The organism is Corynebacterium sp. LK31, assembly GCF_014335015.1.
Taxonomy (GTDB): domain Bacteria; phylum Actinomycetota; class Actinomycetes; order Mycobacteriales; family Mycobacteriaceae; genus Corynebacterium; species Corynebacterium jeikeium_D.
In genome coordinates, this window is the sequence record NZ_PDGW01000011.1 from 111,100 (window position 1) to 133,055 (window position 21,956).

A 21,956-nucleotide genomic window follows, 5' to 3' on the forward strand; every position below is an offset into this window, starting at 1 on the left:
TCATACATGCGCAGGTACGCAAACATGGAGAGAGTTAGATTTAAAAACCCACCGCGGTTTATGCCTTGGATCTATGGGCTGGTCATTGTCATAGCCATTGCCGTCAGTCTGGTCGCTGCGGTGGTCTTCGGCTCGGCGGATATCACCTGGTCCACCACGACACAGGTCATTTCGCATCACATCTTCGGCATTGAGCTCGATGAATCTGTGCCCGCCAGTTCGGACACCATCGTCTGGAATCTCCGCGCTCCCCGGGGTATTCTCGCAGCGATTGTAGGGGCGGGGCTAGCTGTCTCCGGTGTGGCTATGCAGACATTGGTCCGTAACCCGTTGGCAGACCCATATCTGCTAGGTATTTCCGCCGGCGCCGGTGCCGGTGCGACCGCGGTGATTATCTTTGGTGCTTTCTCCGGTAGCCCCATCGCGCCGCTGACATTCGGTGCACTCCTCGGTGCAGTAATGGCCACCCTCGCGGTCGGTGCTTTCGCCACTGCAGGCGGTGGGCTGACTCCGCTGCGTTTGGTGCTCTCCGGCGTTGTGCTCTCCGCTGCGTTTTCCGCGCTGAGTAGCTTCATGGTCTTCGCTGGGCCAGACCCGAGGGCCGCGCAGTCCGTGATGTTTTGGATGCTGGGCTCTGTTGCCGGTGCGACATGGCTGAAGACGCTCTTCCCGCTCATTGTCCTCATCGCAGTACTGTTGTTTTTCCTGGTCAAAGCCCGTCATCTGGATGCGCTGGCAACTGGTGAGAGCACCGCAGCGGCCGTAGGTATTGATGTTTCTCGGCTACGCACACAGGTATTTGTGCTCCAGGCTGTCCTCGTTGGCACGCTCGTTGCGGTCTCTGGCGGCATCGGGTTTGTCGGCCTGGTGATTCCACACTTGACCCGCATCTTGGTAGGGGCCACGCACCGCGTTGTCCTACCGGTTGCTGCCCTCATGGGTGGACTGTTTCTCATCTGGGTGGACATCATCGCGCGCGTAGTGGGCGGAAGCCAGGAAATGCCGCTGGGAGTAGTCACGGGATTGGTTGGCGCACCACTTTTCCTCTACCTCATGAGCCGCTCGCACTACAGCTACGGAGGTGCTGAGTAAATGAGCGCTCTACCAAAATCTGTACTCGCCGCTAAAGATATGCGCTGTGATATCGCTGGGCGCACCATTGTCAGCGGAGTCAACCTCAACTTCGGTGCAGAACCCATGACCGCCATCATTGGTGTTAACGGCGCGGGTAAATCCACGTTGCTGCGTGCGCTCGGTGGAATCACGAAACCGGCCACGGGCGAGGTCGAGATTAACGGCAAATCGATGAGCTCAATCAGCTCGAAGCACCGCGCCCGCGATCTGGCTTTCGTCGCGCAAAACGAGGTTCCACCCGCCGAAATGCGCGTGCGCGACTTTGTCTCCCTGGGGCGCTTGCCCTACCAGCGCCTTTTTGGTGGCAACACCGCCGAGGACAATTCCCACGTCGACCGTGCGCTGGAGCTCGTGGGGTTGGAAGCGGTTGCGCAACGCCTGTGTGGGCAACTCTCGGGTGGGCAACGTCGTCGCGTGTGTCTGGCGCGTGCCATCGCCCAGGACTCGCCAATCATGCTTCTCGACGAGCCCACTAACCACCTCGACGTGCGCCATCAACAATCCGTCCTCCGTCTGGCCCGCTCCAGCGGAGCGTGTGTCATTGCCGCGATCCACGACTTGGACCTGGTGATGAACCACTTCGACCGCGTCATCGTGGTCGCGGACGGCGGTATCGCGGCCGACGGCATTCCCGCAGAAGTGCTTACCCGCGACTTTGTCGCCCAAATCTTTCAGGTTGAATCCTGTCAGCTCAATTCCCCCGCTGGCCGCCGCCACCTCGCAATCGATAGCGAGCTGGATGCTGCCACCATCAACTAGGAGTACTCCCTTGAATAACGCACATGCTTTCCGACGTCCCCTTCGTGCCTCAGCAGCTGGTATCGCTGTGGCTGCTCTGGCATTCGGAGCCGCCGCCTGTGGCTCTGATGAGGGAACGCAGGCCTCGTCGTCAGGCCTTACCCTCACCAACTGCGGTGAAGAAGTCAGCTACCCGGGTGTAGCTAAAAAGCTGCTGATTAATGACGGCAATATTGCTTCGCTGGCGCTGGCTGTCGGTGCTGCGGATGAGATCACAGCGGTGAGCTCTATGGCCTCGCATCTGCCGGTGTTGACCGCAGCTTATGGCGATGCAATTGCGCAGAAGCCAGAAGTTGCGAAGGAATACCCGAATCTGGAGCAGGTCATTGCGGCCGAACCGGATGTGATGCTGGCGGGCTGGGGCTATGGCTTTAGTGAAGACAAGGGCATTACCCCGGAATCGCTTTCCGAGCACGGTATCGGTGCCTACACCCTGACGGAATCTTGCCGTACTGGTGACGCAGCCTCGGCGGGCAAGGAAGGCAGTGGCGACCCGGGGCATACTCGTGGTCTGGTGGATCCGTGGGAAGCTGTCAAAATTGATTTGAAGAATATCGCTACCTTGACCGGACACGACGGTGAGGGCGACAAGGTTATTGCAGATATTGATAACCGACTGCAAGCCCTGGATGCCGCGCCAAAGGGAGATAAGAAGCCAGTGGGCTTCCTCTTTGATTCTGTCGGTGAAGCACCAATTACCTCGGGTTCCTTTGGCGCACCGCAGGGCATCCTGGAAAAGGCCGGTGCAATCAATGCGACCGAGTCGATTAAGGACACTTGGACTACGACCTCCTGGGAGCATGTCGCGGAGATGAATCCTGACTTCATCGCGCTTGTGGACTACCCAGGTCAGACCTTCGAAGAGAAAATCAAGGTTTTGCGCACGAATCCGGCAACGAAGGATCTCGAGGCGGTCAAGGAGAACCGCTTTATTAACCTGCCGATTGCATTGTGGACGGAGTCTCCGCTGAACGTCGATGCCGCAGAGTACGTGCGCAAGGCGCTCGAGGAATATGGTCTTGTGCCGGCGTCGGAGGTGACGACGAAGATGGAGCTACCGTCTGAGCTACCAGGGCAGGAGTACCTGCAGAAGTAGTTTCGACCAAGGCCGTCAAGCACGAACTGACTAACGCGACTAAGGTGGGCATCATGCGAATTGCGACCCTTACCTCCGGTGGAGATTGTCCCGGTCTGAATGCCGTTATCCGTGCAATTGTCCGTACCAGCTCGAGCGAGTACGGCTCAACCGTCGTCGGTTTTGAGGACGGTTGGATTGGTCTTATGGAAGACCGTAGGGTCCAGCTTTACGACGATGAGCGGATTGACCGTATGCTGCTGCGTGGCGGCACGATGCTGGGCACCGGCCGCGTGCATCCGGACATTCTCATGTCTAACCTCGACCGCATCAAGGAAAATCTCTCTGATGCGGGCATCGATGCCCTGATCCCAATCGGTGGCGAAGGTACGCTGAAGGCCGGCAAGTGGCTTTCGGACAATGGGGTGCCGGTCGTCGGTGTTCCGAAGACTATTGATAATGACGTCAACGGTACGGACTACACCTTCGGTTTCGACACGGCTGTGGCTGTTGCCACCGACGCGGTTGACCGTCTGCACACCACTGCGGAATCCCACCAGCGCGTCATGATTGTTGAGGTCATGGGTCGACACGTGGGCTGGATCGCTTTGCATGCGGGTATGGCCGGCGGTGCTCACCACATTGTCATTCCGGAAAAGCCATTCGACATCAACGAGATTGTGAAGTCGATGGAGCGCCGTTTCCAGATGGGTGAGAAGTACGGCATTATCGTCGTCGCTGAGGGCGCCACCCCGAAGCCGGGCACCATGGAGTACGAAGAGGGCGGTGTCGACCAGTTCGGCCACCAAACCTTCAACGGCATTGGTCAGGTTATTGGTGCGGAGATTAAGAAGCGCACCGGGTACGACGTTCGCACCACGGTGCTGGGTCACATTCAGCGTGGCGGTACGCCGACTGCGTACGACCGCGTGCTTGCTACCCGCTACGGTGTCCACGCCACCCGAGCAGTACACGAGGGGGACTTCGGCAAGATCGTCGCTCTGCACGGTGAGAACATCGAGCGTATCGACATCGACGATGCGGTTGCTGAGTTGAAGGTTGTGCCGGATGGCCGTTACCGCGCAGCTGCTGCGCTGTTTGGTTAAACGCGTCGGTTAAGCACGCGTTGCTAAACATTTAGGCACATCTTCGTAACAAAATAGGCATACTGCCCGAGCTGGTGTATCAATCACCAGCTCGGGCAGTATGCTTTGTAAGGTTCCGGTTTTTGAAAAATAGACTTATATTTAGGATTTTCTCGTTATGTGGAAAAGAGCCACAACAATCGCGATGGCCTTTGTCGGCCTAACTGTCGGTGCCGGATTCGCATCCGGCCAGGAAATGATGCAGTACTTCGTGGCATTTGGCACTAACGGCTTGTGGGGCGTGGTACTTGCCTCCGTCGTGATGATTGCCAGTGGCCTGGCAGTGCTGTCAATTGCCAGCTACTTGCAGGCTGATGAGCACTCCGAGGTCTTCGACGTAATCACCCGCAGTTGGGTTTCGAAGATTTTGGATATCGCCGTGATGATCACGCTGTTCTGTACCGGCTTCGTCATGTTCGCCGGTGCCGGTGCGAACTTGAACCAGCAGTTCGGACTTGAGGTGTGGATCGGCGCCGTCATCATGGTTGCCCTGACTTTGGGTGTAGGCATGCTGGATGCCGACAAGGTCAGCCGCGTGATTGGCATGATCACTCCATTCATTATCGTGTTCCTGCTTGGAGCCGGTATCTACACTTTGTTCACCACCGACACGTCGATGTCGGAGGCCGCGCAGTACACCAATGAACTGTCGACATCGCTGCCACACTGGTCTATTTCTGCCCTGAACTATGTCGGTTTCTGTGTGATGGTGGCCGTATCGATGTCGATTGTCATCGGCGGTAGCTACCTGAACCCGCGTGAAGCTGGCATCGGTGGTCTCATGGGCGGGAGCATCTATGCAGGTCTGCTGACGCTGGTGACCTTTGCCCTCTTCTTCAAGGTCAAGGATGTTGGCCACGAAGATATGCCGACCCTGGCAATCGTCAATGACATCCACCCGGTCCTGGGTACCGTGATGGCAATCATCATCTACGCCATGATTTTTAACACGGCCATTGGCATGTTCTACGCGCTGGGCCGCCGCCTAACACGCAATACCCCGCACCGTTTCCGCCTGGTATTCATCGTGACCGTGCTGATTGGCTTTGGCCTAAGTTTCTTTGGGTTCAAGGCTCTGGTTGGCTCCATTTACCCGGCACTAGGCTATGTCGGTATCGCCCTAATCGTGATTCTGTGCGGTGCGTACCTGGCAGGACGCAACAAGCTGATGGAGGAGTCGAAGCGTCGCGGTCGTATCCGTAAGCTCGCACGCCGAAAGATGCACCCGAACAAGAAGTTCACCACCGCCGATCAGAAGAAGCTCGATCGCGCTTTGGCTAACTCCAACATTTCCAACGTCGACCTTCAGGAAAGCGTTCGCGATGACATCGTCGAGGAACTGGTCAGCGACGATAACGTGAACTTCACTGAGGATGACGCCGAGCGCATCGTAGAAAAGGATAATGAGCGCCTGGAGAAGCTGTCCGAAATTGAAGAAGCTTCCGATGAAGAAAACCCTCGCGAGACCGCGAAGGACTCCTTCCCAGGCGAGACCACAGCTACTGCGCCGAAGAAGCTGGCCGGTCAGACTAAGAACGCATTCAAGCGCGTGGCTCACCCTAAGCCGAAGAAAGAAAACTAACTAGCGCGACTGGGCAGCTCGAAAATCTAGGCAGCTCGAAAATAGAAGGCATCGCACCGGTAGGGAAGGGCGATGCCTTCTTCGTATGTGTGCTCCAAGTGCTCGTTGAGATACCAGTGCAAGTTCGCCTCCACCTTGACGCGTGTGGCGGGCTTGGAACGAAGCCAATAGGAACGGGTCCGTGCCAGCAACACGATGTCCTCGATGGTCAGTGTCTGCTCCCAGGCCAGGCGTACCTCATCGACTAACTCCAACTCCGGACCAACTTCAGGGTAGAAGCCGGGGCGCAACACGTCACCGGCGTGCATGATGCGGCTGAGCCGATGCACCCACGGTACGGAGACATCCAAGGTGTTCCACACCAACATAGCCACGCCATCGATGCGTAACACCCGAGCGAGTTCTTTACTTGCAGCTGTCGGGTCCACCCAGTGCCAGGTCTGCGCACATGTTGCTACATCGACGCTGTCGGACTCCAGTCTCGTGCGCTCCGCAGTACCTTCCAGGCATTCCGCCGCTGGCACATTGTGCATCAGTGCTTGCCGCATCGCGGTGGAGGGATCGAGTGCCAGCAGGGTGGCATCGCGGTAGACGTCGGCAAGCGAGGCGGTGAGCTTCCCAGTGCCGGCGCCGATATCGGCGACTACCTGTGGGTGCGGTGCGAGACGGGTAAGCGCTTCGATGACGGTTGGAGGATATCCGGGGCGCACGCGGTGGTAGCCCGTGGCTCCGTCGGCGCTTTCCTGCAGTTCGTCGTCGAAAGTAGCGCCTGCGCGGTGGCGGTCAGCGGCATCGCGGAACGTTGGCGTATCGCGTGCTGACGTCGGTGGAATCGGTGGGTGTTCGTTAACTCCGGGCACGACTTATACCCTAGGGCACGCACGCGGGGCCATCGCTAGTAGACTCTACAAACATGACCGCTGCATACGCTGATGACTTGATGGACTTTGATGAGGTCCTCGAACGTTTTGACCCGGTAATGGGCATGGAGGTTCACGTCGAGCTCTCGACGAATACCAAGATGTTCTCCTCCTCCTCGGCGCACTTTGGTGCCGAGCCGAATAGCAACGTCGATCCCTGCAGCCTCGGCCTGCCGGGCGCGCTGCCCGTGGTTAACCGTCAGGGCGTTGAGTGGGCCATCAAGATTGGCCTGGCGCTGAACTGCGAGATTGCTGAGTCCTCCCGCTTCGCGCGCAAGAACTACTTCTACCCGGACCAGCCGAAGAACTACCAGATTTCGCAGTACGACGAACCAATCGCCTACGACGGATATCTTGACGTTCAGCTTGACGACGGCACGGAGTTCCGTGTCGAAATCGAGCGCGCTCACATGGAAGAAGACACCGGCAAGCTGACGCACTTGGGCGGTGCCGATGGTCGTATTCACGGCGCCACGCGTTCGCTGGTGGACTGCAACCGCGCAGGTATTCCGCTGATTGAGATCGTTACTAAGCCAATTCTCGGTGCAGGGGAGCGTGCCCCAGAGGTTGCTCGTGCGTACGTTTCTGCGCTGCGTGACCTGGTGAAGTCCCTCGGTGTCTCCGATGCCCGCATGGACCAGGGCTCGATGCGTGTGGACTCCAACGTTTCCCTGCGCCCAATCGGCCAGGAGGAGTTCGGCACTCGTACCGAGACTAAGAACATCAACTCCCTGAAGTCGGTTGAACAGGCTGTTCGCTACGAGATGCAGCGCCAGGCTGCTGCGATTACTAATGGCGAGGAGATCGTTCAGGAAACCCGCCACTACCAGGAGACCGACGGCACGACCTCCAAGGGCCGCCCGAAGGAATCGCAGTCGGATTACCGCTACTTCAACGACCCGGATCTGCCACCTGTGATTGCGCCGCGTGAGTGGGTGGAGGAAATCCGCGCAACTCTGCCGGAGCTGCCGTGGGTGCGTCGTGCCCGTATTCAGGAAGAGTGGGGTCTGAAGGACGAGGAAATGCGCGACCTGGTTAACGCCGGCGCTCTCGACCTGATTGTCGACACCGTTGAGGCTGGTGCCGGCCCGGCTGAGGCTCGTTCCTGGTGGGTCGCTTACCTGGCGCAGAAGGCCAACGAGGCAGGCGTGGAGCTGGCTGAGCTCGCGATTACCCCGGCACAGGTTGCACGTGTGATTGCACTGATTGAAGAGGGCAAGCTGACCAACAAGCTGGCCCGTAAGGCCGTTGACGGCGTGCTCGCAGGCGAGGGCGATGTTGATGAGGTCGTTGCTGCCCGTGGCCTGGAGGTCGTTCGCGACGACGGTGCTATTGAGAAGGCCGTCGACGATGCACTGGCTGCTAACCCGGACATCGTCGAGAAGTACCGAGCTGGCAACAAGAAGGTCGTCGGTGCCATCGTGGGGCAGGTCATGAAGGCCACCCGCGGCAAGGCAGACCCGGCTCAGGTCAACCAGCTGATTGCGAAGAAGCTGAGCTAGCCTCCCTGAAAGCTAATCCGGGGAACCGCCGGCGGCACCATCGCTCGGCAGTCTGACGACGCGCTCGTCGGACTCCGACGGTTGTGCCCCGGCGGTTTTGTTGGTCGTGGCACCCCAAACTTCAATACCCTGATTTGCTGCGACAGCCGCTACATACGAGATGTGGCCGAAGTCGCCGTCGACAAGCACTTCAGGGGAACCCTTGACCTCCCACGCCGCGTCGGGCCCACTTGACTTCGGACCCACCGGCATGGAGATGACCTTCTGCGCGTCTGGGATGGCAATGACCACGCGGTCACCCATCACTGCGCATCCACCGATGGAATCGTTCAGGTCCACACCGCCGAGGGGATTAATCACAGGGCCGGTGAGCTGAACCAGCTGTGGGGTGCCGTCGAGAATGGCGGTTGCCAACGGCGGCATTCCGTCCGGACCATGGCAGAACTGCTGAAACTCAATGCCTGGATCTCCCACGAGCAATTTGCGCGGGGACAGGGTGTCCGAAGTTCGGTCAAAATAGATTCCGAGAATGCCGGGCTCGCTGAGGTCCGGAAGTTCGCGCACATCAGCGGTGCTGCCCTCCACGAGGGTGACGCGCGCAATGGTGTCGTCGTTACGCAAAACAAAGACCTGACGGTCCTCTTCAACCGAGGGACTGGGCAGCAGTTGTTTTGCAGGGGCGCCGAGCCGTGCGACCTCACGCGGTGTCTTACCCGGTGCGACAACGGTGAGTGCACCGTCGTCGGTGGCGACGAGAGCCTCCCCAGGGCCGGTTGAGGCTAGCGCGGTGGTAAGCGGTAGGCAGGCCGCGAGAGTGACATCGTCGAGGTCGCAGGGACCTTTGTCTTTGGCTTTGCTTTCCGTGGTTGGGACCGGGGTAGAGGGCAAATCAGGGGAGGAAAACTTCGGCATGGCAATGCCTGTCGGTTCCGACTTGTCTTCAGTAAACGGTGACTCAAGCGCGCTCGAGGCACTCATGCAGCCGGAAAGAGAGACCATCCCGACGACACCAGCGGCGAGCGCAGCACGACGACGCCGCCCGCGAGCGCGAGCCTGTGCACTGCTGGTGTGGACGAGGTGGAATCCCATAGGCATACACAATACAGCCTCGTTTCCCGGCCACGCCTGCGACCAAAAGTGAGGCAGTAGTTTTAATGTGGACGATGTGAGCGACTCAGAGAAGTACCCGAACGACCGCGCCCTCGAGAATGTGGAGGACGGATTCGATGACGATCTCGACGTCCCGACCTACCGCAAGCTCGCTGAGCCAATGAACGAAGAAACAAACCGTGACGACAGCGACAACACCGCAACGCAGATTTTTCCGGGTGTGCCGGAAAAGCGCGTAGAGGAGGAGTCGGAGGCGGAGGTAGACCAAGAAAACCTGCCGCCGGAAGCCGAGACCGATAGCGGTGCTGAAGCCGAGGTGGAAACCGAGTCTGAAACAGAAACAGTGACTGAGCCGAGCCCCGAGCCGGAGCCTGAAGTTCAGGAAGCCCCGAAGAAGCGCTACGACGCCTACGCCGCTGCAGGCCGCACGGCACCTCAGGTGATTAGCCCTGCCGGTAAGCCTTCGCCGCGGGATGAACAGGCTGAAACTGAGTCAGCGCCCGCGGCTGATAAAGAGTCGGAGGTGGCCCCGGAGTCGGAGGCAACCGAAATCTTTGAGCAGCCGGCTCGTAGTGAGCGCGTTGATTCAGACGAGGATTTCAGCCAGCCGACGCAAGCCTTCTCGGCTTCTGAAGCGGCAGGAGCGTCCGCAGCGGGAGCTACTGCAAATAAGTCGGAAGCACAGCCAGCATTCGACGATGAGGCGGAGCCGACCTATGACTCTTCACGCAATTCCGCAGCTGAGACTCAGTATTTCGATGAATCGGATTTCGCTGAACCGGCTGCGTCCCGCGATACCGCTGGTGCAGCTGGCGCCGCTGGTGTTGCAGGAGCAGGCGTAGGAGCCGCCGGGGCAACTGCTGCTACGACTACCGCCGCTGCTGACGACGATGAAGACACGGACTTCTACGACGACAACGAACCGGAGTTCCGTCGCGGTACCACTGACTTCGGCCTCCTGCTGCTGCGTCTTGGATTGGGTGCGCTACTGCTGGTCCATGGTCTGACAACGCTGCTCGGCTGGGGCAACTCCGGTGGCACCACTGCGCTGGAGACACAGTTTAGCCAGAACAACTTTGCCCTCGGCCCTGTAATGGCCACTGCCATCCCAACGGTTCAGCTTATCGCGGGTGCCCTGCTTATCTTGGGTCTCGCGACACCGCTGGCCGCGGCGTTGGCGCTGGCATTGTCCGCCTACCTCAGCATGTTTGATGTGGCTACCTCTGCCAATGGTGTGAATATCGTTGGCCAGGACTCCAGTAACCTCCAACTACAGCTGTTGATGACCGCCATGGCGCTTGGCTTGCAGTTCACCGGCCCGGGCCGTATCGGCATCGATTTCGGACGCGGCTGGGCTCGTCGACCACTGGCATCGTCGTGGATCTTCGGAATTCTGTCCATCGCCGCAGCAATTGGCCTGTGGTGGCTGACGACCGGCACGCTGCCGTTTGTTGGCTAAGGCGGCTCGCAGCTGCACAAACAGTCGAGCGACCTAAACTAGGTTCTCCGTTAGGGCCGGGGTACAATGCCCCCTATGCCAAAGTCGAGACACGTACTAAAGACCACCCTCGCGGTGGTCTTTTTCATGTCTTCGATAGGCGCTACAACGTCGATTCACTCACCTTCGACAGCCGCTGCCGGCGAGCACAATGAGGTTGCAGCCTCCGTCTCGTCGGCAAGCGCCTGGCCGACTCATGAGGTGAGTCTGCCGCGCATGAACCTCAACGCCGAAGGGTTGATTGAGACTGACCCGCGCACGCAAATGGCGGTGAGCTACGAGCCGGTGGGCGTGGGGTACAGCAGCCAGGCATCGCAACGCCCGCTGCCGGCGCTATCCCTGATTAAGTTGTATATCGGTCAGTATGTGCTCGAACACGGCACTGCCGACGATGCCGAGCGCGTCGAAAAGATGATTTCGCGTTCCGACGACGATTTGGCCGCCGACTTTTACCGGAAGTACCCGGAATCGGTCGATTCCATTGCGACCGAGTACGGCCTGTTCAACACTTCCGGCGGAGAAAAGTGGGGAGTATCGAGGACCACCGCGGAAGATGTGGTGTCTTTTATTTCCCAGCTTCGTCTGAAGCATCCTAATTCTGAGGTGCTCGAGGCGATGCGACACTGGTCGCCGATTGCTGCCGATGGCTATCGACAGAATTTTGGTCTTGCCGGGCTGCCCGGCTCTGAAGGCGCGAAAATGGGCTGGTCCAACCGGCGTTCGTGGCACTCTTCCGTTGTTTTTGGCCCCGGATATGTAATGGCGGCCATTACCGAGGGCGGCAAATATGCACACACCGAGGACGTCGCTGAGGGGATTGCCGACGTCGAGTACCGGGATTTGGTGAAGCCCACGCAGAAGACTGGGCGCAAAGCCACTCTAGAAACGCCAAAGGCCCGTGCGGTAAGCACAGGCCTTTAAACGGGTTTGATCTAGCTAGTCGACAATGCGGATCGCGCCCTTATCCGCACTGGACGCCATCTTGGCGTATGCGCGCAGCGCCTTGGAGACCTTGCGCGGACGCGGCTTGTGCGGAGTAAATGGCTTATCGCGCTTGAGCTCCTCATCGCGACGAGCGGCCAGCTCCTCGTCGGACACCTGAATCTCAAGGCGTCGTTCAGCGACATCGATGTACACCGGGTCGCCGTTGCGGACGAGACCGATTGCGCCGCCGGCAGCGGCCTCCGGGGAAACGTGGCCGATAGACAGTCCGGAGGAACCCCCGGAGAAGCGACCATCGGTGACCAGTGCACAGACCTTACCCAGGCCAGCGCCCTTGATGAATGCGGTCGGGTGCAGCATCTCCTGCATGCCCGGGCCGCCGGAAGGACCCTCGTAGATGACAAAGAGAACTTCGCCCGGCTGCAAGGTGCGGTTCAAGATGACCGAGACAGCCTCTTCCTGGCTTTCTACGACGCGAGCGGTGCCCTCGAAGTGGAACTGATCCTCGCCGATACCGGCGGTCTTCAGGATAGCGCCGTCCTCGGCGATGTTGCCGCGCAGGACACACAGACCGCCTTCCTTCGTGTAGGCGTGGTCGAAGTCGCGGATGCAGCCATTTTCGGAGTCCGTATCCAGGCTCTCCCAGCGGTTGGATGTGGAGAACGGCTCGGTGGTGCGCACGCCGCCAGGGGCTGCGTGGAACAGTTCAATCGCTTCGTCAGTGGCCTTGCCGCCGCGGATATCCCAGTTGTCCAGGTGCTCCTCCAGAGATGGGGAGTGAACGGAGCGGACATTCATTTGCAGCAGGCCCGCGCGGCGCAGTTCGCCGAGGATGGCTGGAATACCACCGGCGCGGTGGACGTCCTCCATGTAGTAGTCCGAGTTCGGTGCCACCTTGGACAGACAAGGCACGCGGCGGGAAATCGCGTCGATGTCGGAGAGGTCGAAGTCGATCTCGCCCTCCTGGGCGGCAGCGAGAATATGCAGCACCGTGTTGGTGGAACCGCCCATGGCAACGTCGAGCGTCATTGCGTTGACAAACGCGTCGCGGTTGGCGATGTTGCGCGGCAGCACGGACTCGTCACCATCGTGGTAGTAGCTCTTCGCCAGGTCCACAATCAGTTCACCGGCGCGCGTGAACAAATCGCGACGCGCCTGCTGAGTTGCCAGGGTAGAACCGTTACCCGGCAGGGACAGGCCGAGGGCCTCGGTCAGGCAGTTCATCGAGTTTGCAGTGAACATGCCCGAGCACGATCCGCAGGTCGGGCATGCCGAGCGCTCGATGTCGAGCAGGTTCTTGTCATCGACCTTGTCGTTCGCGGATGCAGAAATAGCCGAGACGAGGTCAGAGCCGGGCTTGACGACGCCATCGATAACAATCGACGATCCCGATTCCATCGGCCCGCCGGAAACGAAGACCACCGGGATATTCAGACGCAGAGCCGCATTGAGCATGCCCGGCGTGATCTTGTCACAGTTGGAAATACAGACCAATGCGTCAGCGGTGTGAGCGTTGACCATGTACTCGACAGAGTCAGCAATAATCTCACGGGACGGCAGCGAGTAGAGCATGCCGTCGTGGCCCATCGCAATTCCGTCGTCGACAGCAATGGTGTTGAACTCACGGGGGACGCCACCGGCTGCGGTTACAGCTTCTGCGACGATGTCGCCAACGTCCTTCAGGTGCACGTGACCGGGAACGAACTGAGTGTAAGAGTTGGCAATTGCGATAATCGGCTTGCCGAAGTCGTTATCGGTCATGCCAGTTGCGCGCCATAGCGAACGCGCACCTGCAGCATTACGGCCGGCAGTGGTGACTTTAGAGCGAAGGGGAATCATGGGGGCTGCCCTTCCTAGATAGGGTGCAAGGTAATTAATTATCCATATTAATCACAAAAAGCCCCTAATGTCTCATTTCGTGGTCACTGGTGTCCGCATAATGAGATTTAGGGGCTTTGTGGACTGCTTATATGTTACTCGGCAGAGGCGTCACCTTTAGCCTTGGCATCAGCCTCAACCTCACTGACCTTCTTCATTACGGAGTGGCCATCGCGGTCGAAAACCTCGACCTTGTCATTTTCCGCCATACGAGCCGAAGCGATCGGATCTGGAATCAGACCGCCAGTGGCTTCCTTCAACTCCGGCAGCGAATTAAAAGAGATGGCCGGCAGGGCGATGCGCTCATCTGACTTGGTTACCGCAAAGGCGCGGCCGCCCTTGTTGAAGAAGATGCCCGCAAAATCGCTCCAGGGCACCGAACGGCGCTTGGACAATAGGTACACCGCAGTGATGCCGCGTGGCCCTACGGTGGTGCGTACTCGGAAAATCCAAAGCGTATAAATCAACGGTGCCAGGAAGGTAATGGCCAGCCACGGGGCAAAACCGGTGGCAATTACACACAGCACGAGCATGAACGCAACGATGAACAGATGCGTCTTCTGTGGGCGAAATCGCTGCGTCGCAAATTTTAGCTGTGGAGTCGAGTCAGTCATGGCCTTTGATTGTAGCGGGTAGTTCGGATTGGTTAATGCGCGGTAGGCAGTTGCGCGTTATTGCGCCCCGACCGAGTTTGGTTCTGCGTTGTTAGTGGAGTCTGTCGACTGTGATCCGCCAGTGTTCTCGTTGTCGGTGTTGCTCTGAGTAGAGTCTGGCTCGGTGGAGGTGGCGGTCGAAGGTGCGCGGTTCTGCGTGCTCTGAGGCTGCTGTGAAGTCTCGGACGGCTGATTCTGTGATGTCTGAGTCTGCTGTGAAGTCTCGGTGGGCTGCACACTCTGTGTGGTACTAGTCGGCTGGTTCGATGATTGCGGAGCTGACGACTCTTCCGAGTCCTCTTCCTGTGTCGTTACCCGATCGCTCCACCTGCTCGGTGCTAGCCATCCGGATGGGCCGCCCTCGGTCTCGACCGTCATGAGATTCAAAACGCCGAGGACAATTAGGGTTGCCAAGAGCATGATTGTCGAAACGCGAGCACGTCCACCTGCAGAGAGGATTCGCCGGATTTTCTGGCGCGTCGTGAGCGTCTTCCAGTCAGGGTGGCTAACCAGCTTGCGGATGGCGTTGTTGCTTCCGCTGTCCTCTTGCTCGCGTCGAGCATCATCGAGGTCAGCACCCGCATGCGGCAGGTCGGATCGCTCGTTCCCGTCTTGCTTATCGACGGTCTGAGTTTCCATCAGTTTGGTTTCTGCGGTATCCGGCTGGGCAGTAGTGTCCGCTACCGCTTCGACAACTTCGGTTGGAGCGCTGTCGCCGTCGTCAAGCTGTTGTTTTTTCTCTTGCTTAGCATCGGCCTGCCTGAGCTGTTCGATCATCGTGTCATCGCGGACATGACCGGTGATTTCTTCGGCGGGAGCAAACGGGGTCTGTTGGGCGCGCTCGCCGTAGTCATCCCACCAAGTGTCGATGACTGCGGCGCGGATGGCGCGCTCGATGAGCCATTGGTCGCCCGGTTTGCAGTCGACAATCAAGCGCATAGTGACGGTCCACGGCAGGCCCATAACCGTCGGCGGATTGAGCTCCGTGGAGGACTGCAGCTTGATCTCGGAGAGAACTGCATCCTTGACGGAGTCCAGTGCGATGGCACTCTTGGCGGCGGCGACAGTGCGCTCTTCCAGGTCCTTAATGGAGCCACCGGCGGTCATCGGTACGGGAACTTCAACAACAGCACGGGACCACTGTGAGGAGTAGTTGATACACATGCGTGCCTCGGAGTTCGGCACGATGATTTCCTCGCCGTTGAGGGTTCGGATCGTGGTGGCGCGCAATGTCATATTGACTACGTCACCTTGGACAGTGCCCGAAGGGGAGTGAAACTCTACCCAGTCTCCGATGCCGTACTGCTTCTCGGCGATGATGAACAGTCCGCCAAGGAAGTCGGCGATGACTCCCTGTGCGCCAAAACCAACAGCGGCGGAAACAACCGTCGCGGGGATAGCGGCGGCGGTCAGTGAGATTCCGAATTTCGACAGAATCGCGATGATTAAGACGAAGTATGCAATGACTTCGACGATGTAAACCACAGCGCCAATCAGTGCGCGCCGTCCCTTGGACTGCTCCTCTGAAGAGGAGATGTTTCCGTCCGCAATTGCCAGAACGAAACGTCGGATACGGGGAACAAGAATTAGCAGAATGGCCAGACATGCGATGGCAAGGCCGTTATTGGCCACCCATTGCCATGTCCGTAACAACATGTATTGCAAGAATTCCATGCCATCCACCGTAGGTCGTTCGCCTTAATATGCGCTGAGTTTAAAGGTAAAGAATTATGCATAAAGACGAGCTTTGGACTTGGGGCTTGCGGGGCTCGGGCGTGTAGGGCTCGGGTGTGCAGGCTTGGGTGTCCCCGGGGTCGTGGTCGGGGAGTTTCTGGGTAGAGTGATTCCCAAAGTTGGGGCGGGGTTCTCGTTGGAATCGGGTGGGTGCTCGGGGTGTGATACGGATGGCGTGTCCAATTGACGGGATTGACTTCTCACTATGTGGACGTTAGGGTTGTAGCCAACGCCACATTCGTAGCTTCTTTGCGTGAATGTGTGTTGAGTAGTTGCCCACCATGATCCAGGAGCGAAATCGTGAACGCGCACGAGCAGCACACCCCATCGCCCGCCCAATTCGCGGCTAAGGCGCGCACCAGCGCCCCCGAGCGAATTTCTGGTGCACAAGCCATTGTCCGGTCCCTTGAAGAGCTCGGCGTCGAGGTAGCCTTCGGTATTCCCGGTGGTGCAGTGCTTCCGCTCTACGATCCGATTTATGACTCGGAGAAGCTTCGCCACGTCCTGGTGCGCCACGAGCAGGGTGCTGGTCACGCAGCCACCGGCTATGCGCAGGTTTCCGGCAAGGTCGGCGTGTGTATTGCCACCTCCGGTCCGGGTGCTACTAACCTGGTCACTCCACTTGCGGATGCTCAGATGGACTCGGTACCGGTCGTTGCCATCACCGGCCAGGTCGGTCGCCCGCTGCTGGGAACCGATGCGTTCCAGGAGGCTGACATTCGCGGCGTGACCATGCCGATTACGAAGCACAACTTCATGGTCACCGAGGCGGAGGACATCCCGCGCGCGCTTGCCGAGGCCTTCCATTTGGCATCCTCTGGTCGTCCGGGGCCGGTTCTGGTGGACGTCCCGAAGGACCTCCAGAACATGATGATTGACTTCACCTGGCCGCCGGAGATTAACCTGCCGGGTTACCGCCCGGTGACAACTCCGCACCAGCGTCAGATTGACGAAGCCGCTGAGATGATTGCTGCGGCAAAGCGTCCGGTGCTCTACATCGGTGGTGGCGTCATCAAAGCCGATGCTTCCAAGGAGCTGGTCGAGTTCGCCGAGCAGACTGGGGTTCCGGTCGTGACCACGCTGATGGCTCGCGGCGCATTCCCGGACTCGCACCCGCTGCACATGGGTATGCCGGGCATGCACGGCAAGGTGTCAGCCGTCGCTGCTCTGCAGAAGTCCGACCTGCTCATCACTATTGGCGCGCGTTTCGACGACCGTGTTACCGGTGATCTGAATTCCTTCGCGCCGAACGCGAAGGTAATCCACGCCGACATTGACCCGGCAGAGATTGGCAAGCTCCGCGAAGTTGATGTTCCCATCGTCGGCGATGCCCGCGAGGTCCTTGCCGCACTTAGCGAGTCCTACACCAAGCTCGGTCTTAGTCGCCCGCAGATTGCCGACTGGCTGAAGCTTCTCGACGGTCTCCGCGACGAGTTCCCCCTCGGGTGGGAAGAGCCCGCTGATGGTGCAATCGCTCCGCAGTTTGTAATTCAGACTCTGTCCGACATCGTTGGTCCAGAGGCCATCTATGCCGCTGGCGTCGGCCAGCACCAGATGTGGGCAGCGCAGTTCGTCCAGTACGAGAACCCGCGCACCTGGCTTAACTCCGGTGGTGCCGGCACGATGGGCTACTCAATCCCGGCTGCGATGGGTGCCAAGGCGGCTGCTCCAGAAAAGGAAGTCTGGGCCATCGACGGTGATGGTTGCTTCCAGATGACCAATCAAGAGCTGACCACCTGTGCAATGGAAGGTTTTCCCATCAAGGTTGCCTTGATTAACAACGGTAATCTGGGCATGGTTCGTCAGTGGCAGACGCTGTTCTACGATCAGCGCTACTCCAACACCAAGCTGCGCCCGGAGGACAACTCCTACCTGCCGGACTTCGTCCAGCTCTCCGAGGGGCTTGGCTGCGTGGCGATCCGCGTGACCAAGAAGGAAGATGTCGCGGCGGCGATTAAGAAGGCACGCGAGATTAATGACCGACCGGTGGTTATTGACTTCATTGTCGGTGAGGATGCTCAGGTGTGGCCGATGGTGGCAGCTGGCAAGTCCAATGATGAGGTCGAATACGCCCGCGGTCTGCGCCCGCTGTTCAACGATGAGAATTCAGCAGCTGAGGCCCCGGCTGACATCCACGGCACTGTTGTGGACAACTCCGAGGACGCCGCGAAGCAGCCCGACGCTAACCACCCGTCCATGAAGACCCGCTAATCGGGATCCGAAGCAACAGGAAGTGAGTCCCAAAATGGCTGAACTGCACACTCTATCCGTGTTGACCCTCGATGAGCCGGGTATTCTGGTCCGCATTGCGGGCATGTTCACCCGCCGAGGTTTCAGCATCCAGTCGATTACCTCGGGTGAAACTGAGACCGAGGGAGTCAACCGCATCACCGTCGTGGTTGAGACGGAGACGCTGCCGATCGAACAGATTACTAAGCAGCTGAACAAGCTGGTGCCCGTGCTGAAAGTGGTCCGCCAGCCCCCAGAGACCATGGTGTCGCGCGGACTGCTGATGGTGAAGGTTTCCTGCGACAACACCAATCGTCCGCAGGTAGTCGATGCCGCCAATCTCTTCCGTGCCCGTGTGGTGGACGTTTCTCAAGAGTCTGTCATCATTGAGGCGACGGGTGAGCGCTCGAAGCTTGTAGCCCTGCTGGAGGTCCTCGAGCCGTTTGGTATCCGTGAGCTCATTCAGTCCGGTACCGTCGCAATGGCACGTGGGCCGAAGCCGATGCTCCAGGCCCGCTAACAACTAAACGCTAAGATTTTTAACGAATCCGATTCGAAAAGAGGCTAACTTTAATGGCTATTGAACTGCTGTACGACGACGATGCTGATCTGTCCATCATCCAGGGACGTAAGGTTGCCATCCTGGGCTACGGTTCCCAGGGCCACGCTCACGCTCAGAACCTGCGCGAGTCCGGTGTCGAGGTTGTTATCGGTCTGCGTGAAGGCTCCAAGTCCGCTGTGAAGGCTCAGGAAGCTGGCTTCGAGGTTAAGTCCAACGCAGATGCCGCTGCATGGGCAGACGTCATTATGGTGCTGGTTCCGGACACCACCCAGGCAAAGGTTTACAGCGAGGACATCGAGCCGAACCTGAAGGACGGCGACGCGCTGTTCTTCGGCCACGGTCTGAACATCCACTTCGACCTCATCAAGCCGGCTGACAACATCACCGTCGGTATGGTTGCTCCGAAGGGCCCGGGTCACCTGGTTCGTCGTCAGTTCGTCGATGGCAAGGGCGTTCCGTGCCTGATTGCCGTTGACCAGGACCCGAAGGGCGAGGGCCGCGACCTGGCTCTGTCCTACGCTGCAGCTATCGGTGGCGCCCGCGCTGGCGTTATCCCGACCACCTTCGAGGCAGAGACTGTGACCGACCTCTTCGGTGAGCAGGCTGTTCTCTGTGGTGGCACCGAGGAACTGGTCAAGGTCGGTTTCGAGGTTCTGGTTGAAGCTGGCTACGAGCCGGAGATGGCATACTTCGAGTGCCTGCACGAGCTGAAGCTGATTGTTGACCTGATGTTCGAGGGCGGTATTGCCAACATGAACTACTCGGTCTCCGACACCGCTGAGTTCGGTGGCTACCTGTCTGGCCCGCGCGTTATTACCGCTGATACCAAGCAGCACATGCGCGAGATTTTGTCTGACATTCAGGACGGCACCTTCACCAAGCGCCTGATTGCCAACGTCGAGGGCGGCAACAAGGAGCTCGAGGACCTGCGCGCTTCCTACAACAACCACCAGATTGAAGAGGTCGGCTCCAAGCTGCGCGACCTGATGAGCTGGGTTAAGGTCGACGCTCGCGCTGAGACTGCCTAAGTTTGTTGCTTAAGCGAATCCCTCGCTTGTTCGCGAAGTAGGGCTTCATCACTGAGCTTCACCGCCGTGATGAGGCCCTTTTCGTATCTCTCTTACTAGTTTTCTTTCACTGAACCGTGTGGGGTAGACGTGTGGAATAAACGTCTGAGCTAAAAGCAACTACTGCCAAACGGGTGTAGCCCCAGTCCTATCCGGGGTTCTAATCTGGGGTGAAAGGTCTCCCTCAACAAAGACGTTCGATAGTCTAATCGTTGAAATCAAATCATTTCACGGAGGTAAATGTGCGAGTATCCGCAATGACGCGGCGCGTGACGGCAACCGTTGCCCTGACGGTCAGCCTGGCGTTGGGGTCAAGCGCCTTGGTCGCGTGTGGAAATTCCGACAGCGCTGTTTCCACGAAGAAGGTGGACGCTGAATCGACGGTGCTTAGCGACGACATCGCAGCGTCGGAAAGCCTGATCGACAGTTCGGAAGCGGTTGTCGTTTCCTCGGCAGGCTCTGCTGAGCAGCGTAGGGCGGCAGGCATCGCGGTTGCTGCTGGTCTGCCGATGCTAGTGGCTGGTTCTGCCGAAGATGCGGAAGATGACAGTACCGCCAAGAGCCCGAAGAAGGATGCTCGTGGCCGTGATACCGGCGCCGATATCGCCGATGTGGAAAAAGAGATTGACCGCCTGGGCGCAAAGACAGTCCTTACTGTGGGGGCAGTTGACCTGACTGGGGAAGAGGGCCGTCAGATCATTGCGGATCCGGGTACGACCGATGGCCTTAAGGAGCTCGTCGGTACCGAGTTTAAGGTTCTCAAGGAGACGGAGTCGAAGCCGACTCGCGCTGTCGTTGAGATGGATCCGGAGAAGCCAACTGTCGTCGAGGGCGATGCAACGAAGGATGGGGCAGCCAACCAGGAGGCTCAGGATCGCGCCAGCGATGGGCAGGACGACAAGGGACAGGAGAGCGTCACCCTGCCGAAGGGATCTCCGAAGGAGGTCAAGGACACATTGGCACTGGCCGCACCGGGTACCGGTTTGGCCTCCATTGCTACGGCCCGTGCCGCTGGCCTGAAGGTCAGTTGGTTGCCGGTGGGCGACGCGCGTGCTACCTCTGAGTCGATTTCCGCTGCTCGCGACGGCGAGTCCCTGATTGCTCTGGGTAAGGTTTTCGGCGATAAGGACAAGTTTGATCAGTCCATCGAGCTTGCCAAAGATGACAAGGTTAAGGAGCTGCCAGGTGGAGGCACACTGCTGTTCCCCGGTCGTCATCTGATTGCAACGTATGGTCACCCAGGTGTCGCTCCATTGGGCGTGATGGGCGAGGATGATCCGGAGGATGCCGTCGCACGTGCGAAGGACTACGTCAAGCAGTACGAGAAGTTCGCTGATGACCCGGTACTGCCGGCCTTCGAGATTATCGCTTCGGTCGCGCAGGCTGACCCGGGTCCACGCGGTGACTACTCCGAGCCAGCTCCGGTTGAGACTCTGAAGCCGTACGTCGAGGCCATGACCAAGGCCGGCGGCTACGTCATCATCGACCTGCAGCCGGGTAGTGCAGACTTCCTGGACCAGGCCAAGTTCTACGAAGAACTGCTGAAGATGCCAAACGTCGGTCTGGCGCTGGACCCGGAGTGGAAGATGGAACCGGGGCAGGTTCCGGCGACCCAGGTTGGTCACGTTAAGGCTGAAGAAGTCAACCGCGTTGCTGATTGGCTGGCTGAGCTGACTCGTAAGAACAACCTTCCGCAGAAGATGCTGATGCTGCACCAGTTCCAGCTACAGATGATTCGCGACCGTGAGACGCTGGATCTGTCGCACCCGGAGCTCGCATTCGTTCTGCATGCCGACGGCCATGGCACCGCGCAGGAGAAGTTTGAGACCTGGAACGTCATGCTGCAGGATTTGCAGCCGGAGATTTTCGAGGCGTGGAAGAACTTCATCGACGAGGATCAGCCGATGTTTACTCCTGAGGAGACCATGAACATCGAGCCGCGTCCGTGGTTGGTTACGTACCAGTAGGTTATAGACCAGCAGAAATAAAAATATAACGCGAAATATTTGCCGACTTGAATGTCGGGGGCAACGGCGCTTACTCCCTAAACAAAGGGTAGTAAGCGCCGTTTTGCTTAGGTAAGTCCCCCCGTGTCTCACCCCCAGAGTTTATGATGAGACGTAATGC

At 58.8% G+C, this 21,956-nt stretch carries 17 protein-coding genes; 12 read left to right on the plus strand and 5 right to left on the minus strand.

Going from position 1 to position 21,956, the window contains the following annotated elements; translation table 11 throughout:
• Positions 1–24 precede the first annotated feature (24 nt).
• From CRD18_RS02785 to CRD18_RS02805, 5 genes are all read left to right on the plus strand, one after another.
• A complete protein-coding gene (locus CRD18_RS02785) occupies positions 25–1,092 on the plus strand; it encodes a FecCD family ABC transporter permease (protein ID WP_370449368.1) in 1,068 nt (355 codons plus the stop codon).
• Positions 1,093–1,893 (plus strand): ABC transporter ATP-binding protein, encoded by an 801-nt coding sequence (locus CRD18_RS02790; RefSeq protein ID WP_049172090.1) that lies wholly within the window; start codon positions 1,093–1,095, stop codon positions 1,891–1,893. It begins immediately after the preceding gene.
• A 10-nt stretch (positions 1,894–1,903) separates the two neighbouring features.
• Positions 1,904–3,028 carry an ABC transporter substrate-binding protein gene (locus CRD18_RS02795; protein ID WP_049172092.1) on the plus strand — a complete coding sequence of 375 codons (1,125 nt, stop codon included), beginning with the start codon at positions 1,904–1,906 and terminating at the stop codon, positions 3,026–3,028.
• A gap of 53 nt (positions 3,029–3,081) precedes the next feature.
• Complete coding sequence (locus tag CRD18_RS02800) at positions 3,082–4,113, plus strand: ATP-dependent 6-phosphofructokinase (protein ID WP_038628534.1); 1,032 nt, start codon at positions 3,082–3,084, stop codon at positions 4,111–4,113.
• 157 nt (positions 4,114–4,270) lie between these two features.
• Positions 4,271–5,734 (plus strand): hypothetical protein, encoded by a 1,464-nt coding sequence (locus tag CRD18_RS02805; protein WP_147722646.1) that lies wholly within the window; start codon positions 4,271–4,273, stop codon positions 5,732–5,734.
• Positions 5,735–5,760: 26 nt separating this feature from the next.
• Here CRD18_RS02805 and CRD18_RS02810 read toward each other — a convergent pair whose 3' ends face one another.
• Positions 5,761–6,594 carry a class I SAM-dependent methyltransferase gene (locus tag CRD18_RS02810; protein ID WP_147722644.1) on the minus strand — a complete coding sequence of 278 codons (834 nt, stop codon included), beginning with the start codon at positions 6,592–6,594 and terminating at the stop codon, positions 5,761–5,763.
• 53 nt (positions 6,595–6,647) lie between these two features.
• Here CRD18_RS02810 and gatB point away from each other — a divergent pair, with 53 nt between their 5' ends.
• Positions 6,648–8,156, plus strand: coding sequence for an Asp-tRNA(Asn)/Glu-tRNA(Gln) amidotransferase subunit GatB (gene gatB, locus CRD18_RS02815; protein ID WP_016422487.1), 1,509 nt, complete (start codon positions 6,648–6,650; stop codon positions 8,154–8,156).
• A gap of 12 nt (positions 8,157–8,168) precedes the next feature.
• Here the strand turns inward: gatB and CRD18_RS02820 are convergent, their stop codons facing one another.
• Positions 8,169–9,245, minus strand: a complete 1,077-nt coding sequence (locus CRD18_RS02820; RefSeq protein WP_224783716.1) for a glucose dehydrogenase — start codon at positions 9,243–9,245, stop codon at positions 8,169–8,171.
• A gap of 76 nt (positions 9,246–9,321) precedes the next feature.
• On the opposite strand from CRD18_RS02820, the gene CRD18_RS02825 reads away from it, so the two are divergent.
• Together CRD18_RS02825 and CRD18_RS02830 are read left to right on the plus strand one after the other, a co-directional pair.
• Entirely contained in the window at positions 9,322–10,725 is a 1,404-nt protein-coding gene (locus CRD18_RS02825) for a DoxX family membrane protein (RefSeq protein ID WP_242458667.1), read from the plus strand.
• A gap of 75 nt (positions 10,726–10,800) precedes the next feature.
• Entirely contained in the window at positions 10,801–11,685 is an 885-nt protein-coding gene (locus CRD18_RS02830; RefSeq protein ID WP_241482424.1) for a hypothetical protein, read from the plus strand.
• Positions 11,686–11,700: 15 nt separating this feature from the next.
• Here CRD18_RS02830 and ilvD read toward each other — a convergent pair whose 3' ends face one another.
• From ilvD to CRD18_RS02845, 3 genes are all read right to left on the minus strand, one after another.
• Positions 11,701–13,545, minus strand: a complete 1,845-nt coding sequence (gene ilvD, locus CRD18_RS02835) for a dihydroxy-acid dehydratase (protein ID WP_070429318.1) — start codon at positions 13,543–13,545, stop codon at positions 11,701–11,703.
• A 134-nt stretch (positions 13,546–13,679) separates the two neighbouring features.
• Positions 13,680–14,198: a PH domain-containing protein gene (locus tag CRD18_RS02840; protein ID WP_049172102.1), complete on the minus strand. Its 519-nt coding sequence runs from the start codon at positions 14,196–14,198 to the stop codon at positions 13,680–13,682.
• 57 nt (positions 14,199–14,255) lie between these two features.
• Entirely contained in the window at positions 14,256–15,911 is a 1,656-nt protein-coding gene (locus tag CRD18_RS02845) for a mechanosensitive ion channel family protein (RefSeq protein ID WP_069358880.1), read from the minus strand.
• A gap of 360 nt (positions 15,912–16,271) precedes the next feature.
• Here CRD18_RS02845 and CRD18_RS02850 point away from each other — a divergent pair, with 360 nt between their 5' ends.
• From CRD18_RS02850 to CRD18_RS02865, 4 genes are all read left to right on the plus strand, one after another.
• The gene (locus CRD18_RS02850) at positions 16,272–18,182 is read left to right on the plus strand and encodes an acetolactate synthase large subunit (RefSeq protein WP_088611497.1); all 1,911 of its coding nucleotides are present in this window, start codon (positions 16,272–16,274) and stop codon (positions 18,180–18,182) included.
• A 34-nt stretch (positions 18,183–18,216) separates the two neighbouring features.
• Positions 18,217–18,720, plus strand: a complete 504-nt coding sequence (gene ilvN / locus CRD18_RS02855) for an acetolactate synthase small subunit (protein ID WP_048735338.1) — start codon at positions 18,217–18,219, stop codon at positions 18,718–18,720.
• A 53-nt stretch (positions 18,721–18,773) separates the two neighbouring features.
• Positions 18,774–19,790, plus strand: a complete 1,017-nt coding sequence (ilvC, locus tag CRD18_RS02860; protein ID WP_038628558.1) for a ketol-acid reductoisomerase — start codon at positions 18,774–18,776, stop codon at positions 19,788–19,790.
• A gap of 281 nt (positions 19,791–20,071) precedes the next feature.
• Positions 20,072–21,796 carry a hypothetical protein gene (locus CRD18_RS02865; RefSeq protein ID WP_049194074.1) on the plus strand — a complete coding sequence of 575 codons (1,725 nt, stop codon included), beginning with the start codon at positions 20,072–20,074 and terminating at the stop codon, positions 21,794–21,796.
• Positions 21,797–21,956 lie beyond the last annotated feature (160 nt).

Coding starts and splice junctions, on each gene's coding strand:
- CRD18_RS02840 (WP_049172102.1), bottom strand. CDS start 14,198: ATGACTGACTCGACTCCACAGCTAAAATTTGCGACGCAGCGATTTCGC.
- ilvD (WP_070429318.1), bottom strand. CDS start 13,545: ATGATTCCCCTTCGCTCTAAAGTCACCACTGCCGGCCGTAATGCTGCA.
- gatB (WP_016422487.1), top strand. CDS start 6,648: ATGACCGCTGCATACGCTGATGACTTGATGGACTTTGATGAGGTCCTC.
- CRD18_RS02845 (WP_069358880.1), bottom strand. CDS start 15,911: ATGGAATTCTTGCAATACATGTTGTTACGGACATGGCAATGGGTGGCC.
- ilvC (WP_038628558.1), top strand. CDS start 18,774: ATGGCTATTGAACTGCTGTACGACGACGATGCTGATCTGTCCATCATC.
- CRD18_RS02820 (WP_224783716.1), bottom strand. CDS start 9,245: ATGGGATTCCACCTCGTCCACACCAGCAGTGCACAGGCTCGCGCTCGC.
- CRD18_RS02790 (WP_049172090.1), top strand. CDS start 1,093: ATGAGCGCTCTACCAAAATCTGTACTCGCCGCTAAAGATATGCGCTGT.
- CRD18_RS02805 (WP_147722646.1), top strand. CDS start 4,271: ATGTGGAAAAGAGCCACAACAATCGCGATGGCCTTTGTCGGCCTAACT.
- CRD18_RS02800 (WP_038628534.1), top strand. CDS start 3,082: ATGCGAATTGCGACCCTTACCTCCGGTGGAGATTGTCCCGGTCTGAAT.
- CRD18_RS02785 (WP_370449368.1), top strand. CDS start 25: ATGGAGAGAGTTAGATTTAAAAACCCACCGCGGTTTATGCCTTGGATC.
- ilvN (WP_048735338.1), top strand. CDS start 18,217: ATGGCTGAACTGCACACTCTATCCGTGTTGACCCTCGATGAGCCGGGT.
- CRD18_RS02830 (WP_241482424.1), top strand. CDS start 10,801: ATGCCAAAGTCGAGACACGTACTAAAGACCACCCTCGCGGTGGTCTTT.